The organism is Janthinobacterium algoris (assembly GCF_051380935.1).
Classification (GTDB): domain Bacteria; phylum Pseudomonadota; class Gammaproteobacteria; order Burkholderiales; family Burkholderiaceae_D; genus Janthinobacterium.
In genome coordinates, this window is the sequence record NZ_JBNYXZ010000009.1 from 95,308 (window position 1) to 109,768 (window position 14,461).

Here is a 14,461-nt window from a genome sequence, read left to right on the forward strand (position 1 = left end):
ATGAGCATCCAGACTGACAGCTTCACGGAACAGCGCATCATCGACGCGGCGCCCATCTCGCATAACGAAGAAGCCATCGAACGGGCTTTGCGCCCCAAGCAGCTTGATGAGTATGTGGGGCAGGAAAAGATCCGCGACCAGCTCGAGATATTCATCACGGCCGCGCGCCAGCGCAAGGAAGCGCTCGATCATACCTTGCTGTTCGGCCCGCCGGGCTTGGGCAAGACGACCTTGGCGCACATCATCGCGCGCGAAATGGGCGTGAATTTGCGCCAGACCTCCGGTCCCGTGCTGGAGCGTCCGGGCGACCTGGCCGCGATTTTGACGAACCTGGAAGCGAACGACGTCCTGTTCATCGATGAAATCCACCGGCTGTCGCCCGTCGTGGAAGAAATTCTGTATCCGGCGCTTGAGGATTATCAAATCGATATCATGATCGGCGAAGGTCCGGCCGCCCGTTCCGTGAAGCTCGATTTGCAGCCGTTTACCTTGGTCGGCGCCACCACGCGCGCCGGCATGTTGACCAACCCGCTGCGCGACCGCTTCGGCATCGTGGCGCGGCTGGAGTTCTATAACACGGGCGAGCTGACCAAGATCGTCACGCGCAGCGCCGCCTTGCTGAAAGCGCCGATCGATCCGGAAGGCGCGCACGAGATCGCCCAGCGCGCCCGCGGCACGCCGCGCATCGCCAACCGCTTGCTGCGCCGCGTGCGCGATTTCGCTGAAGTCAAAAGCAATGGCGAGATCACCAAGGTGGTGGCCGACCGCGCGCTGGCCATGCTCGACGTCGATTCTGCCGGCTTCGACGTGATGGACCGCAAGCTGCTGGAAGCCGTGCTGTTCAAGTTCGGCGGCGGCCCCGTCGGCATAGGTAATTTGGCGGCAGCCATCGGCGAAGCGGCCGATACCATCGAAGACGTGCTGGAACCGTACCTGATCCAGCAAGGCTTTTTGCAGCGCACGCCGCGTGGCCGCGTGGCCACGCCGGCCGCCTATTTGCACTTTGGCGTCAGCGCCCCGCGCATGGGCCCCGGCGGCGAAGCGTGGGAACTGTGATGGCGGTAGAGGGCGTGCCCGCGAGCACGGGCATGCAGATCTGGATCGATGCCGATGCCTGCCCCGTGGTCATCAAGGAAATTCTGTACCGCGTGGCCGACCGCCTGGAGTTACCGCTCACTCTGGTGGCCAACCAGGGCTTGCGCGTGCCGCCGTCGCGTTTCATCCGCACCGTGCAAGTGCCGTCCGGCGCCGACGTGGCCGACCAGGAAATCGTGCGCTTGCTCAATCCTGGCGACCTCGTCATCACGGGCGACATTCCGCTGGCCGCCGACGTGCTGACCAAGGGAGGCTATGCCTTGAATCCGCGCGGCGAGTTTTATACGAAAGATAATATTGCCCAGCAACTGACGATGCGCGCCTTCATGGAAGAATTGCGCAGCGGTGGCGTGGACACAGGCGGCCCGGCTGCCTTCAGCCAATCCGACCGGCAGCAGTTTGCCAACAGTCTCGACAGGCATTTGAGCAAGCATCACCGCAAGCCGGCGCCAGGGCAATAAGCGGTGGACGAAAAGAACTGTGGACGAAAAAAAACCGGCGCAAGCCGGTTTTTTTATGCGCATGCAACTTAACGCGCGACTTTTCTCGTGCCCACCACTTCCACCGTTACGCGGCGGTTCTTGGCGCGCCCGGCGGCACTCGTATTGTCGGCCACGGGCTGCGTTTCTCCCTTGCCTTCCGTGTAGACGCGGCTCGTTTCCACGCCTTGCGCCACCAGGTAAGCTTTGACGGCTTCCGCGCGGCGCTGCGACAGTTTCTGGTTATAGGCGTCGGAACCGACGGCATCCGTATGACCGACCGTGACGATGACTTCCAAGTCCATGCCGCTTAATTGACCGAGTAGCTGGTCCAGCGCGGCCTTGCCTTGCGGCTTGAGCGTCGATTGATCGAAATCAAACAATGCTTCCGAAGCAAACGACACTTTTTCCGCCACGGGGACAGGTGCCGGTGCGGCCACGATGACGGGTGCCGGCATGGCGACGACAGGGGCGACTTCGGGCGCCGGCTGGTAGGCGGGCGTGGCGCTGGCCGGGCGGCCCAATTTGTAGACCAGGCTGACGGAATACAGGTCCGCATCGCCGCGGTTGCCGACGGCGTCGTTCAAGCGATAACGCTCGACTTCGCCGCGCAGGGCCAGTGCTTCGCTGAACTTGTATTCCAGGCCCAGGCCCAGCTTGGCGTTGAGCTTGCGCTCGCTGGCATGCGTGTTGGTCGAGCCCAGCAGGCGGTTGCCGCTGAACTCCGTGTTGGTCTTGGTGTAATGCATGCCGACCCGGCCCAGCAAGGACAGGCGCTGCGACAGCGGCAGCTGGCCCAGCAAGTCCAGGTTCACGCCGCGAAAGGCTGCTTGTCCGTTGAGTACGCCATTGCCGCTGGTGGTCGACTTGAAATCGAACTTGCCCAAGTCAAAGTAACCGCCTTCCACGGCGAAATACTGGTTCAGTTGACGGCCGACAAACAGTTTATAGCCGGTGTCGCGCTGATCCTTGGTAAAACCGGTGACGGTTTCACCGTTGGCGGCCAGGCTGGCGCGCAGGCGCGGTTCGTCGATGGTGGCGCGCGACTGGCCCACGCCCGCACCGAGGTACCAGGCGCTGTTGGCCCAGTCCGGGTTGATGAAGGTGTTGTCCTGCGCCTGCGCCGCTTGCGCCGCCAGCAAGGCGCCGGTCATCACGCTCAGGGCGCCCAGTGTGTGTGCAATAGTCATGGTCATGTCCCGATTATTTGGTGATCTGGTTGTTGCGCAGGGTGACGGCGGCAGCCGTCAGCACGCGGCCATTGAGCAAGGTCGTGTTGTCGCCGACCGTGATGGCGGCCGACTGGCCCAGGATATTGCCCTTGAAGACGCTGTTCGCGGCCAGGGTGGTCGGGCCGACGGGCAGCCAGCTGACGTTGTCGGCCGTGGCGCCATTGTTCAGGGCAACGATGGAGTTGACGGTCGAATCCAGGGTCAATGCCGTGCGGAAGATGTACACGCCGGGACCGTTCAGTGTCAGAGTGCCCGTGATGCTGATAGCGCCCGCATAGCAATACACGCCGGGGCCGAAGGTCTGCCCACCGAGGTCGATGCCGCCGGCAAAGCTGACGTCGCAGGTACGGCTATTGCCATCCGTGATTGCCGCTTGCAAATCCGTCATGGCACCGGCCAGGATGGCGCCCGACTTGTAGTTGGTAAAGCCGGCCGCCTGGGTCGGATCGACCGTTTGCGACGGTGCACCGACGTCGCCCGTGATCAGTGTGGTGCCGCCCGAATTGTTGGTGATCGAGGTACCGGCCAGCACGCCGAACGGTGCCGCGCGGCCCAGAATGATCGGGTTAAACACGGGCGGGATGGCCACTGCCGTGACAGTCAGCAGCGCGCTGCCCGACTGGCCGCCGACCGTGGCGGTGATGTTGCTGGTGCCGGTGGCGATGCCGGTGGCCACGCCAGTGTTCAGCACGCTAGCTGTGGTAACGGTGCCCGAAGTCCAGCTAGCGCCGGTCGTGACGATGGCGTTCGAGCCGTCCGAATACGTTGCCGTGGCAACGAATTGCTGTTGGGCACCGACAGCGATGCTGGCGGTAGCTGGCGTGACGGCGATGCTGGCCAGGGTGAGGGCAGGCACGGTGACGGTGGTGCTGGCCGTTTTGCCGTTGAAGCTGGCAGTCATGACGCTGGTACCAAAGGCAACGCCACTGACCAAGCCGTCGCTGGCGACGGTGGCGAAAGCGGGCGTGGCGGCAAGGAAGCTGGTGCTGGCCGTGACATCGACGGTGCTGCCATCCGAATACGTGGCAAGGACGGCCAGCTGGCGCGTCGCGGCGACGGGAATGATGGGGTTTTGCGGCGTGACGGCGATCGACAGCAAGGTCGCTGGCGTGACGGTCAGCACGGTGCTGGCCGTGAGCGCGCCCGAGGTGGCCGTGATCTGCGTCGTGCCGGCAACCTTGCCGAGCGCCAGGCCGCTAGCGGCGATGCTGGCCGTGGCGGGGGTGGCGGAGGCAAAGGTCGAGACGGCCGTAACGTCGCGCGTGGCGCCGTCGCTGAAGCTGCCGGTCACCGTAAACTGCTGCGTTGCGCCGATGGTGATGGATGGCGCGAGCGGCGTGATGGCAATGGCCGTGAGTGTGGCGGGCGAGACGGTCAACTGGGCCGCTGCGCTCTTGCCGCCAAACGCGGCGCTGATGCTGCTGCTGCCGGCAGCAATGCCGGTGCTCAAGCCTGTGGCGGCATTGATTGTCGCGCTGGCCGGCGTAGCGGAAGTCCAGGTCGCCTTCGTGCTGACGTCTTGCGCGGAGCCGTCGCTATACGTGGCGATGGCCGTGAATTGCTGGCCGGCACCGATGGCGACCGTCGCCGTGGCTGGTGTAACAGCCAGGCTGGACAAGGTGGCAGCCGGCAAGCCGAGGATGGGATCGCGTCCCTGGTCGCCACCGCCGCAGCCGGCCAGGACGGCCATGGCCAGCAAACCTGCCGAGACGAGCAGCGGGTTCAGATATCGTTTGAAGAGGTTCATTTGCGTTCCTTTGTGCATGGCATTCACTGCCGGGCATCTGCGGATGAGGTCATCCGGCAGAGCCATGCCGCCCGTCGCTACAGGGCGATGGCGTCACTGGCATGCACTATTTCACGGCGGGGACTACCGGTATGTGCGTTGGCGCGCATAGCGTTCAGCCACCTTGATACAGGCCAAAATACAAGCGGATTCGAGCTGGAAAAACAACAGGAGTACGGGAGCAGGGACGTAAAAAAGCCGGCGCAGAGGCCGGCTTCGACAGCGCAGGGCGTGTGTCGATTATTCTTCGCGCACCCACGTCTGCGTGCGGCCAAACATCGATATTCCCCTGTAGCCGCGTACTTGCAGCTTGGCGCCGCCTTCAATCAGTTCAGCCTTGCTCTTGTAGACCTTGCCGTCGGCCGGGTCCGTGATTTCACCGCCCGTCCATTCCTTGCCGTCTTTTTTCAAGCCCGTCAGGATGGTCAGGCCGATGATGGGCTGGTCCTTGTTGGCACCCGTGCACTTGTCGCAATTGGGGTTTTGATCCATGTCCGGTGCGCGGAACAGCTTTTCGATTTTGCCTTGCAAGACGCCATTGCTTTCCGTGATACGGATGATGGATTTCGGCTTGCCGGTGGCGTCGTCGATGGTTTTCCAGGTGCCGACGGGGCTGTCAGTGGCTGCCGCGGCGGCGGCCATGGCCAGGGCGGCCATCATGATGCTTGCTGTGACGGTTGTTTTGAATAAAGTACGCATCGCTAGTCTCCAATGGTTTTTTTGATCGGTTCACGAACTATTCACCAAAGCAAGACTAGTCGCACCGCGCGGCGTCCTGGGTAGACGGCCGCGCAATCCTTCCAAACTTGCCTTATGCGCTGGCTAGTTTAGCAAACTGTTCGCGCAATTTTTCAATTGTGGCCGAAAAACTGAGCAAACGCTCGTTTTCTTGCGCAACGATGGCGGCCGGGGCGCGCGCGACAAAGCTTTCATTGCCTAATTTGCTATTTACTTTAGCAATTTCAGCTTCGATGCGGGCGATTTCCTTGCCCAGGCGTTCGCGTTCGGCGGCCACGTCGATTTCCACTTTCAGCATCAGCTTGGTGGTGCCGACGATGGCGACGGCCGCTGGCGAATCCGGGAGCGCATCGACGATCTGCACGTCGGCCAGCTTGCCCAGCGACTGGATGTAGGGCGCGTATGATGCCAGCGCGGCCTTTTCCGTGGCGTTGCCCGCTTCGACGATCAGTGGCACGCGCACCGATGGCGAAATTTGCATTTCGCCGCGCAGGTTGCGCGTCGCGTCCGTCAAGGCTTTCAGCTGCTGCATCCACGCTTCGGCCGATGCGTCGATCTTGTCGACGTTGGCAATCGGGTAGGGCTGCATCATGATCGAATCACCGTCCGCTTTGAGCGTCTTGCCGGCCAGTGGCGCCACCGTTTGCCACAGCGCTTCCGTGACAAACGGGATGATCGGATGGGCCAGGCGCAGCACCACTTCCAGCACGCGCAGCAAGGTGTGGCGGGTGGCGCGCTGCTGCCCTTCCGTGCCTTGTTGTACTTGCACCTTGGCCACTTCCAGATACCAGTCGCAATACTCGTCCCAGACGAACTTGTAGATGGTGGCGGCGATATTGTCGAAACGGAAGTCTTCGAAACCCTTGGCCACGTCCAGTTCAGCGCGTTGCAGCAAGGAGATGATCCACTTGTCCGCTTGCGACAGGTCGGCCTCGTTCGGCGAGCAATCCTTGCCTTCCGTATTCATCATGACGAAACGGGTGGCGTTCCACATCTTGTTGCAGAAGTTGCGGTAGCCTTCGCAGCGGCCCAGGTCGAAATTGATGTTGCGGCCCAGCGAAGCATAGCTGGCCATGGTGAAGCGCACGGCGTCCGTGCCGTAGGCCGAAATGCCTTCCGGGAATTCCTTGCGCGTCGCCTTGGTGATCTTTTCCGCGTCGCGCGGGTTCATCAGGCCCGTGGTGCGCTTGACGATCAAACCTTCCAGGTCGATGCCATCGATCAGGTCGATCGGGTCCAGGGTGTTACCCTTTGACTTGGACATCTTCTGTCCCGTCGAATCGCGCACCAGGCCGTGCACGTAGACGGTTTCAAACGGCACCTTGCCCGTGAAGTGCGCCGTCATCATGACCATGCGCGCGACCCAGAAGAAGATGATGTCGAAACCCGTCACCAGCACGGACGACGGCAGGAAGGCCTTCATGTCCGGCGTTTCTTCAGGCCAACCCATGGTCGAGAATGGTACCAGGGCCGACGAGAACCACGTGTCGAGCACGTCGTCGTCGCGTTTCAACGGACCCGTGCTGCCGGCGGCCAATGCCTTGGCTTGCGCCTCAGCTTCCGTCTTGGCGACAAAGATATTGCCGGCGTCGTCGTACCACGCCGGGATTTGATGGCCCCACCACAGTTGGCGCGAGATGCACCAGTCCTGGATGTTGTTGAGCCACTGGTTGTAGGTGGTGCTCCAGTTTTCCGGCACGAACTTGATTTCGCCATTGGCGACCTTGTCCAGCGCCGTTTCGGCGATCGACTTGCCTGGGAAGAAAGTGCCTTCCGGGGCCGGCTTGCTCATGGCGACAAACCACTGGTCCGTCAGCATCGGCTCGATGACGACGCCCGTGCGGTCGCCGCGCGGCACCATCAGTTTGTGCGGCTTGACTTGCTCGAGCAAGCCTTGCGCATCGAGGTCGGCGACGATCTGCTTGCGCGCGGCAAAGCGGTCCATGCCGCGATACGCTGCCGGCGCGTCGTCGGTGATCTTCGCGTCCAGGGTCAGAATGACGATCTGCGCCAGTTTGTGGCGCTGGCCCACGGCGTAATCGTTCATGTCATGCGCTGGGGTAATTTTGACGCAGCCGGTGCCGAATTCCTTGTCGACGTATTCGTCGGCGATGATGGGGATTTCACGCTCGGTCAGCGGCAGTTTCAGCATCTTGCCGACCAGTGGCAGGTAGCGCTCGTCCGTCGGATCGACGGCCACGGCCACGTCGCCCAGCATGGTTTCAGGACGCGTGGTGGCCACCGTCAGGAAACCGCTGCCGTCGGCCAGCGGGTACTTGATGTACCACATGGAACCGTCTTCTTCTTCGGATACCACTTCCAGGTCCGAGACAGCGGTGCCCAGCACGGGGTCCCAGTTGACCAGGCGCTTGCCACGGTAGATCAGGCCTTGTTCGAACAGGCGCACGAAAACGTCGGTGACGACTTTCGAGCGCGGTTCATCCATGGTGAAATATTCGCGCTGCCAGTCGGCCGAAGCACCCAGGCGGCGCATCTGGCCGGTGATGATGGAACCCGATTTTTCTTTCCATTCCCACACTTTTTCCACGAATTTCTCGCGGCCCAGGTCATGGCGCGAAATCTTTTGCGCGTCCAGCTGGCGTTGCACGACGATTTGCGTGGCGATGCCCGCGTGGTCGGTGCCGGGAATCCAGGCCGTGTTGTGGCCCAGCATGCGGTGGTAGCGGGTCAGGCCATCCATGATGGTCTGGTTGAACGCGTGGCCCATGTGCAGGGTGCCGGTGACGTTCGGCGGCGGCAACTGGATGCTGAAGGAAGGTTTTCCCGCATCGAGGGTGGCGGTAAAGTAACCGCGCTGTTCCCACTCGGTGCGCCAGAATTGTTCAATGTCGGCGGGCTCGAAAGACTTGGCTAATTCCATGATTTGGCGTGTGATTGGCAAAAGGAACCATTATAAGGGGTGCATAAAGCATGCGCAGCAAATAGCGGGCCTGGATGGCCCGAAAAGCCGCGCACGATTGCGCAATATTGCCCCATTGTATTTTTTTAAAGCTATCATCTTTGCAACATTATTTGAAAGCTCAGGCAATCATGAAAAAATTGTGGCAATTGGCCGTGCTCGGCGCCGGATGGGCTGTCGGCGGCGCGTGCGCCGGCGTCCCGGAAGGAATGGCGGCTTTCCAGCGTGGACGCTGCGTTGACGCCGTGGCGCAATTGCGCGGACCGGCACTGGGCGGCCATGTCGAGGCGCAAAAAGTCCTCGCCGATATCTACATGGGCGAGAAAGGATGCCGGGACGTAGAGCGCAGCGAGGTCGAAGCGGAGCGCTGGTATCTGCTGGCGGCCAAGGGCGGCGATCGCGCCGCGCAGGAGGCGCTGGTTTTCATGTATGCATATGCGCCGGGCCGCATGCACAATCCATCGCGCGCGCGGCCCTGGTTGGGCGTCATGGCAGCGCAGGGTGACGGCAAGCCGCTGCAGGACCTGGCACAAATGTATGAGCGGGGCGAAGGCGGGCCGGTCGACAGGGTGCTGTCGTATGCGCTCAACCTGCTGGCGCTGCAAGACAAGGAGTGGAGCGGTGCGGCCGCGATGGAGAAGTCCCTGCCGGCACGCCGTGGCACGATGTCGCCGGACCAGGTCGACGAAGCGCAGCGCCTGGCCAAGCGCTGGAAGCGCGGCGCGCCCTTGCCGACGACGTCGCTGACGGGACGGCGTTCGCCGCAGGATTGGTACCGCCGCGCCGCCGAGCGCGGCGACATGGAAGCCGCCTACCAGCTGGGCTTGTTGTGCTGGAAGGGCACGGGCGGCCTGGATGAAAAGCAGGCCGCCCGCTGGCTGCGCAAGGCCGCCGAAAGCGGCAGTGCCAAGGCCCAGTTGCAGCTGGCCGTGCTGTATGGCGAGGAGGCGGGCGTGCCGCAGGACTATGTGCTCGCTTCCATGCTGAGCCAGTTGGCGGTGGCGGGCGGCGCGGCGGGCGCCGGCAACGCTGTGGCCGGCTGGACAAAGAAACTGAATGCGGCGCAACACGCCGAGGCGGAGCAGCTGGCGCGGGCATGGAAGGTGGGCATGCCGTTGCCGCAGGTCTCGGTGCACGGCATGGAACGCTTGATCAATTATGTACGCGAGGCACGCAACAAGCTGCCGACGACGCCAGAGGTGACGGCGCTGTTCAAGGCTGCCAAAGAAGGCGACGAAGCTGCTTTTGGCAAGCTGCTTGCCGGCGTCGCCGAGCCGGGCAACTATGCGATCGACAGGCTTCCCTTGCTGAACTATTTGATCTTGCCCCCATCCAGCATGGTCGAAGCCGAAGCGGCATGGCTGAAGGCGCAACCGCGGCTGGACGACGATCAGGAGCGACTGGCGCAGGCGTCGCTGCAGGCGCGCCGCCAGGTGTTGCGTGAGCGGCACGCCGCGCTGTTGCCCGCCAAGCTGCGCATGATGACGCTGCTGTTGCAGCGCGGCGTGCCGCTCGGCGAAGGCGATACGCTGTACCACGCCGCGCCCCTGCATCTGGCTGCCCTGTACGGCAATGCCGCGATGGTGCGTTTGTTGCTGGCCCATGGCGCCGATGTGCGGCAATACGGCGGCGAAAACCACACGATGGCGCCGCTGGAATACGCCTTGCAGCAGGAGAATGCGGACATCTTGCCGGAATTGATCGATGCGAATGAACGTACGGCCAGCATGATCGCCTTGCTCGACGCAGGCGCGGGCCGGCCATATTTGCTGATAGATCAGTACCTGGCAGAGAAAAAAGCCGAGAAAGGCGGGGCTGCGCAGCCAGCCGAACGGCCGTTGGCCGATTCTTTGCTATGGGGGCGCTTGCTGCGCCTGACGCGCGGCACCGAAGTGCTCGATAAAATGCTGGCCACCGGCACCACGCCGAATATTGATGAGCAGGACAAGTCGCTGTACGCCTATGCCGCCGAAGCGGGTAATGGCCGTGTGCTGGACTGGCTCAAGCAGCGCGTGCCCCGGCATGACGCGAAGGGCATGGACCGCTGGCTCGACGCCGCGATGCGCGCCATGTACAACCATCAGCCGGCGTCCGAAGACGTGCTGCGCCAACTGCTGATGCCCGGCATGCCATGGCAGCAAGTCGGACCCGCCGCCGAAGAGTCTTACAAGGGACAGCAGGCGGCGCTCGATTCGCGGCGTCTGGAAAAGGAGACGCTGCTGTGGCATGCGGTGCGCAGCCAGCGGCACGACTGGGTCACCCGCCTGGCCGCGATGGGCGCGCCCGTCGTCAGCGACGGTTATCTTCCGCCTTTGCTGGCGGCTGTTGAAAATGGCGACGCGGCGATGGTCAAGCTGTTGTTGGGCCTGGGCGCCAATCCGCTGGGCGGTGAAATTTCCGTGTTGAAGATGGCGCAGCAACGGGCGCCGACGCCGGAAAATAAAGCCGTGCTGGCCTTGCTGCGGGCGGCTGCCGCGACGCGCTAAACTCCGGCTGCCACACCGCTGCACAAGGGCAAAGACAAGGCAGCCGGCCTGCCGCAGCAATAGCGTTTGCCTGGTCGGCATGCGCCATCTTGTGCGGCCATATGGACGTGTTTTGGCGGCCTGGCGAGTCGTTTTCCAACAACAGAACAGGGATAAAGGCGCTGCCGATGCTATAATATTGGCCTCGGTGCCTCCTGCCTCATCCTTGCGGACGGCGCCAGCAGACGCGGTTGTATCAACGTTGCATATCCAACACTCGTCCGCGTCTCAAGGCTAGCGCATCAGCGATGCCAGCCACTTTCAGTGCGTCCCCTGCGGGCCGGGCGCCTGAGCCACGCGCACCGCCAGCGGTGCACCATTCACGGCGGAATACCGCGCGCCATCGTCTTTATCGGCCGCGCCGCCACAGCTTCGCCAGGAATGTTGTTATCTGGCCCGTCGTCTTTCGATACGGCAGTAACTACAGCGCGCCTAGCCGCCTGTGGCCGCGCCATGGCCGCGCGCTTTCCCGGTTTTGTCTTTACAAGGAAACCAGCATGAAAAAAATCTCAATCACCATGGCACTGGCCAGCCTGGGCGCCTTGCCTGTCGCCCACGCCCAGTCGTCCGTCGACTCGTCTTCAGTCACCCCGTCTTCAGTCATCGTGTATGGCCTGATGGACGCGGGCCTGGTGCAGGAAGGCGGCATCAGCAAGCTTACCAGCGGCGTGTCGGCCGGCTCGCGCCTGGGCCTGCGCGGCACGGAATCGCTGGGCGACGGCTGGCAAGCCGTGTTCACGCTGGAAGCGGGCTTGTTGAGCGACACGGGCCGCTCGGACCAGGCAGGCCAGTTGTTCGGCCGCCAGGCTTTTGTCGGCCTGAACAGCCCGCTGGGCATGCTGACGGTGGGCCGCCAGTACAACTTGCAAAGCCAGGCGCTGACCGACGTGGCCGACCCGTTCGAGGGCGGCCTGGCCGGTGCGTCGACCAACCTGGCCGGCTATTCGGCCACGCGTATCGACAATACCGTGCGCTATACGTCGCCGGAATGGCGCGGGGTGACGGCCACCATCATGTTCGGTGCTGGCGAACACACGGGGGTGGCGGCAGATCAACGTTCGCTGGGCTTGGCCCTCGGTTATGTCAACGGCCCCCTGACCCTGCGCCTGGCGCGCCAGAGCCGTGGCGGCGAATTCGGCAAGGCCGACGTCAACAACACCATTTTGGCCGGCAACTACAACTTCGGCATGGCCACCGCGTTTGCCGGCTATGGCCGCAACACGGGTGATGGCAGTTCGATGTTCTTTGCGGAAAACCCGTATGGCGCGGCGCAGGCTCCCATTCCGTCCACGGACAGCCGTGACGCCATCGTCGGCGTGTCCGTGCCGCTCGGCGCGACCACCTTGCTGGCTTCGTTCATCCACAAGGATGACCGCGACGCGGCCAACCGCGACGCGCAGCAGCTGGCCATCGGCGCCACGTATGCCTTGTCCAAGCGCAGCAAGGTGTATCTTGCCTACGCGTACATTCGCAATCGCAACGACGCCGCCTACATGGTGGGCAATGCCACGGAGGTAGGCAGCGGCAACCGCGCGCTGAACATCGGCTTGCGCCACGCGTTTTAAGCGGGTAGCAATTTTCTCTGCTGTAACAGTTCTTCGAAGGCGGGCGCGGTCAGCGGCCGGCTGAACAGATAGCCCTGCATCTGGTCGCAGCCGTGCTGGCGCAGGAAGGCCAACTGCTGCGCCGTTTCCACGCCTTCGGCGATCACTTTCAGGCGCAGGCTGTGCGCCAGCGAAATGATGGCGCGCACGATGGCCGCGTCGTCGTCGCTGTGCGTGATGTCGCTGACGAAGGTCTTGTCGATTTTCAGTACGTCGATGGGGAAGTGGCGCAGGTAGGCCAGGCTGGAATAGCCGGTGCCGAAGTCGTCGATGGACAGTTGCACGCCCAGTACCTTCAGCTTGCTCATGATGGCCGTGGCTTGCTCCACGTTATGCATGACCATGCTTTCCGTCAATTCCAGTTCCAGATGGGCGGCATTGAGGCCAGTCTCGGCCAGTGCCTGCGCCACCGCGTGCAGCAGATTCCTTTGCTTGAATTGCCGCGCCGACAAGTTGACGGCCAGGCGCAGCGGGCCATGGCCGGCCAGTTGCCAGGCGTGCGCCTGGGCGCACGCCGTGCGCAGGGCCCAGTCGCCGATGGCAATGATCAAGCCCATTTCCTCGGCCAGGCCGATAAAGCTGGCAGGCGGAATGCGCCCCAGTTGCGGATGTTGCCAACGTAATAGGGCTTCCATGCCCACCACCGCGCCGCTGGCCAGATCCAGCTGGGGCTGGTATTCGAGGTGGAACTGTCCGCGCTCCAGGGCGTGGCGCAACTCGCTTTCCAGTCCCAGCCGCTCCAGGGTGCCCGCATTCATGCTCGAGGCATAGAATTGCCAGTGGCCCCGTCCTTGTTCCTTGGCGCGGTACATGGCGATGTCGGCATGCTTGATCAGCGTGTCGGCATCCTGGCCATCGTCGGGATACACTGCCACGCCCATGCAGCAGCTGAGAAAGAATTCATATTCGCCCAGTTGCAGCGGCTGCGCCACGGCGTCCTGGATGCGCTGCAGGATGGCGGCGCCCGGTTCGCCATTGCCATGCTGGGGCAGCAGCAGCACGAATTCGTCGCCACCCAGGCGCGCCACCGTGTCGACTTCGCGCGTGGCGTCGCGCAGGCGCTCTGCCACGTTTTTTAGCACCAGGTCGCCGGCGTCGTGGCCCAGGGTATCGTTGACGAATTTAAAACGGTCGAGGTCGATGAACACCACCCACAGGGGCAGGCCGTTGCGGCGCGTCACGGCCATCGCCTGCTCCAGCCGTTCGCGCAGTAGTGCCCGGTTGGCCAGGCCTGTGAGGATATCGTGCCTGGCCTGGAATTCCATCTCCTGTTCGAAGCGCATGACGGTGCTGATGTCGTATTGCGCTACGACAAAGTGGCTGACGGGGCCATCGCCATCTTCGCGCACGGGCGCGACGAACAGCTCGCTCCAGTAGCAACTGCCATCCTTACGGAAATTGCGCACGATGGCCTTGCCTTCGCGCTGTTCGCGCAGGGCGGCTGTAATCTCATGCATGTCTTGCCGCCCTTGCTCGGGACCCTGCAAGTCTTCCAGGCGCTGGCCAATGACTTCGCCGGCCGCATAGCCGGTGATGCGCTCGAAGGCGGGGTTGACGTATTCAATCAGGTAGCCCGGCGCATCGGCGCTGCACAGGATGACGGCATTGACCGACACTTCGATGATGCGTTCGCGCAAACGCAGCGACTTTTCATTGTGCATGCGCGCGGCGATGTCTTCAGACAGGCGCAAGTTGGCAAACTGCAGCGCCGCCGTGCGTTCGCCTGTGATGCGGGCTATCACGACATTGCGCGATACCAGCTGAAACACATACGCCGTTGCCAGCAGGCTCGACAGTAATCCGCCCAGCAGCACGTACAGGGAACCGCGATGGTTGGCGTCCAGGTTCATGCCGCTGGCGGGCAGCAGGGCGGCGCCCAGCGAGTGAGCGCTGGCGAAGTACTGCAGCAGCAGTCGGGTGCTTTCCGACTCGATCTGGCGCGCCGAGGCGTAGCACAGGGCCGTCAGGCACAGCCCGACCGCCAAGGTGATCAGGGCCGAGGTGGAAACGGAAATGGAGATGCGTTTGATGAATGATTGCATGATGGCGTCCGGTAGGCAGCGCCGGTGCCGATCCATGATC

Annotated in this window: 9 protein-coding genes; 4 read left to right on the forward strand and 5 right to left on the reverse strand. The window is 63.0% G+C overall.

The features are described 5' to 3' along the window. Entirely contained in the window at positions 1 to 1,056 is a 1,056-nt protein-coding gene (gene ruvB / locus ACQ4W7_RS15045) for a Holliday junction branch migration DNA helicase RuvB (protein ID WP_034749202.1), read from the forward strand. A 32-nt stretch (positions 1,057 to 1,088) separates the two neighbouring features. Beyond that, entirely contained in the window at positions 1,089 to 1,556 is a 468-nt protein-coding gene (locus ACQ4W7_RS15050; protein WP_436531648.1) for a YaiI/YqxD family protein, read from the forward strand. A 68-nt stretch (positions 1,557 to 1,624) separates the two neighbouring features. Here ACQ4W7_RS15050 and ACQ4W7_RS15055 read toward each other — a convergent pair whose 3' ends face one another. The 4 genes from ACQ4W7_RS15055 to ACQ4W7_RS15070 form a co-directional block, all read right to left on the reverse strand. Continuing rightward, a complete protein-coding gene (locus ACQ4W7_RS15055) occupies positions 1,625 to 2,764 on the reverse strand; it encodes an OmpA family protein (protein ID WP_436531465.1) in 1,140 nt (379 codons plus the stop codon). A gap of 13 nt (positions 2,765 to 2,777) precedes the next feature. Continuing rightward, complete coding sequence (locus tag ACQ4W7_RS15060) at positions 2,778 to 4,553, reverse strand: Ig-like domain-containing protein (protein ID WP_436531467.1); 1,776 nt, start codon at positions 4,551 to 4,553, stop codon at positions 2,778 to 2,780. Between the two features lie 279 nt (positions 4,554 to 4,832). Further along, entirely contained in the window at positions 4,833 to 5,291 is a 459-nt protein-coding gene (locus ACQ4W7_RS15065; protein ID WP_436531469.1) for a DUF2147 domain-containing protein, read from the reverse strand. Positions 5,292 to 5,403: 112 nt separating this feature from the next. Then, complete coding sequence (locus tag ACQ4W7_RS15070) at positions 5,404 to 8,211, reverse strand: valine--tRNA ligase (protein ID WP_426074659.1); 2,808 nt, start codon at positions 8,209 to 8,211, stop codon at positions 5,404 to 5,406. Positions 8,212 to 8,381: 170 nt separating this feature from the next. Here ACQ4W7_RS15070 and ACQ4W7_RS15075 point away from each other — a divergent pair, with 170 nt between their 5' ends. Further along, entirely contained in the window at positions 8,382 to 10,736 is a 2,355-nt protein-coding gene (locus tag ACQ4W7_RS15075) for an ankyrin repeat domain-containing protein (RefSeq protein ID WP_436531472.1), read from the forward strand. A 536-nt stretch (positions 10,737 to 11,272) separates the two neighbouring features. Continuing rightward, positions 11,273 to 12,340 (forward strand): porin, encoded by a 1,068-nt coding sequence (locus ACQ4W7_RS15080; RefSeq protein ID WP_436531474.1) that lies wholly within the window; start codon positions 11,273 to 11,275, stop codon positions 12,338 to 12,340. On the opposite strand, the gene ACQ4W7_RS15085 is transcribed toward ACQ4W7_RS15080, so the two are convergent. Continuing rightward, positions 12,337 to 14,421, reverse strand: coding sequence for a putative bifunctional diguanylate cyclase/phosphodiesterase (locus ACQ4W7_RS15085; RefSeq protein WP_436531476.1), 2,085 nt, complete (start codon positions 14,419 to 14,421; stop codon positions 12,337 to 12,339). The genes ACQ4W7_RS15080 and ACQ4W7_RS15085 overlap by 4 nt on opposite strands. Between the last annotated feature and the right edge of the window lie 40 nt (positions 14,422 to 14,461).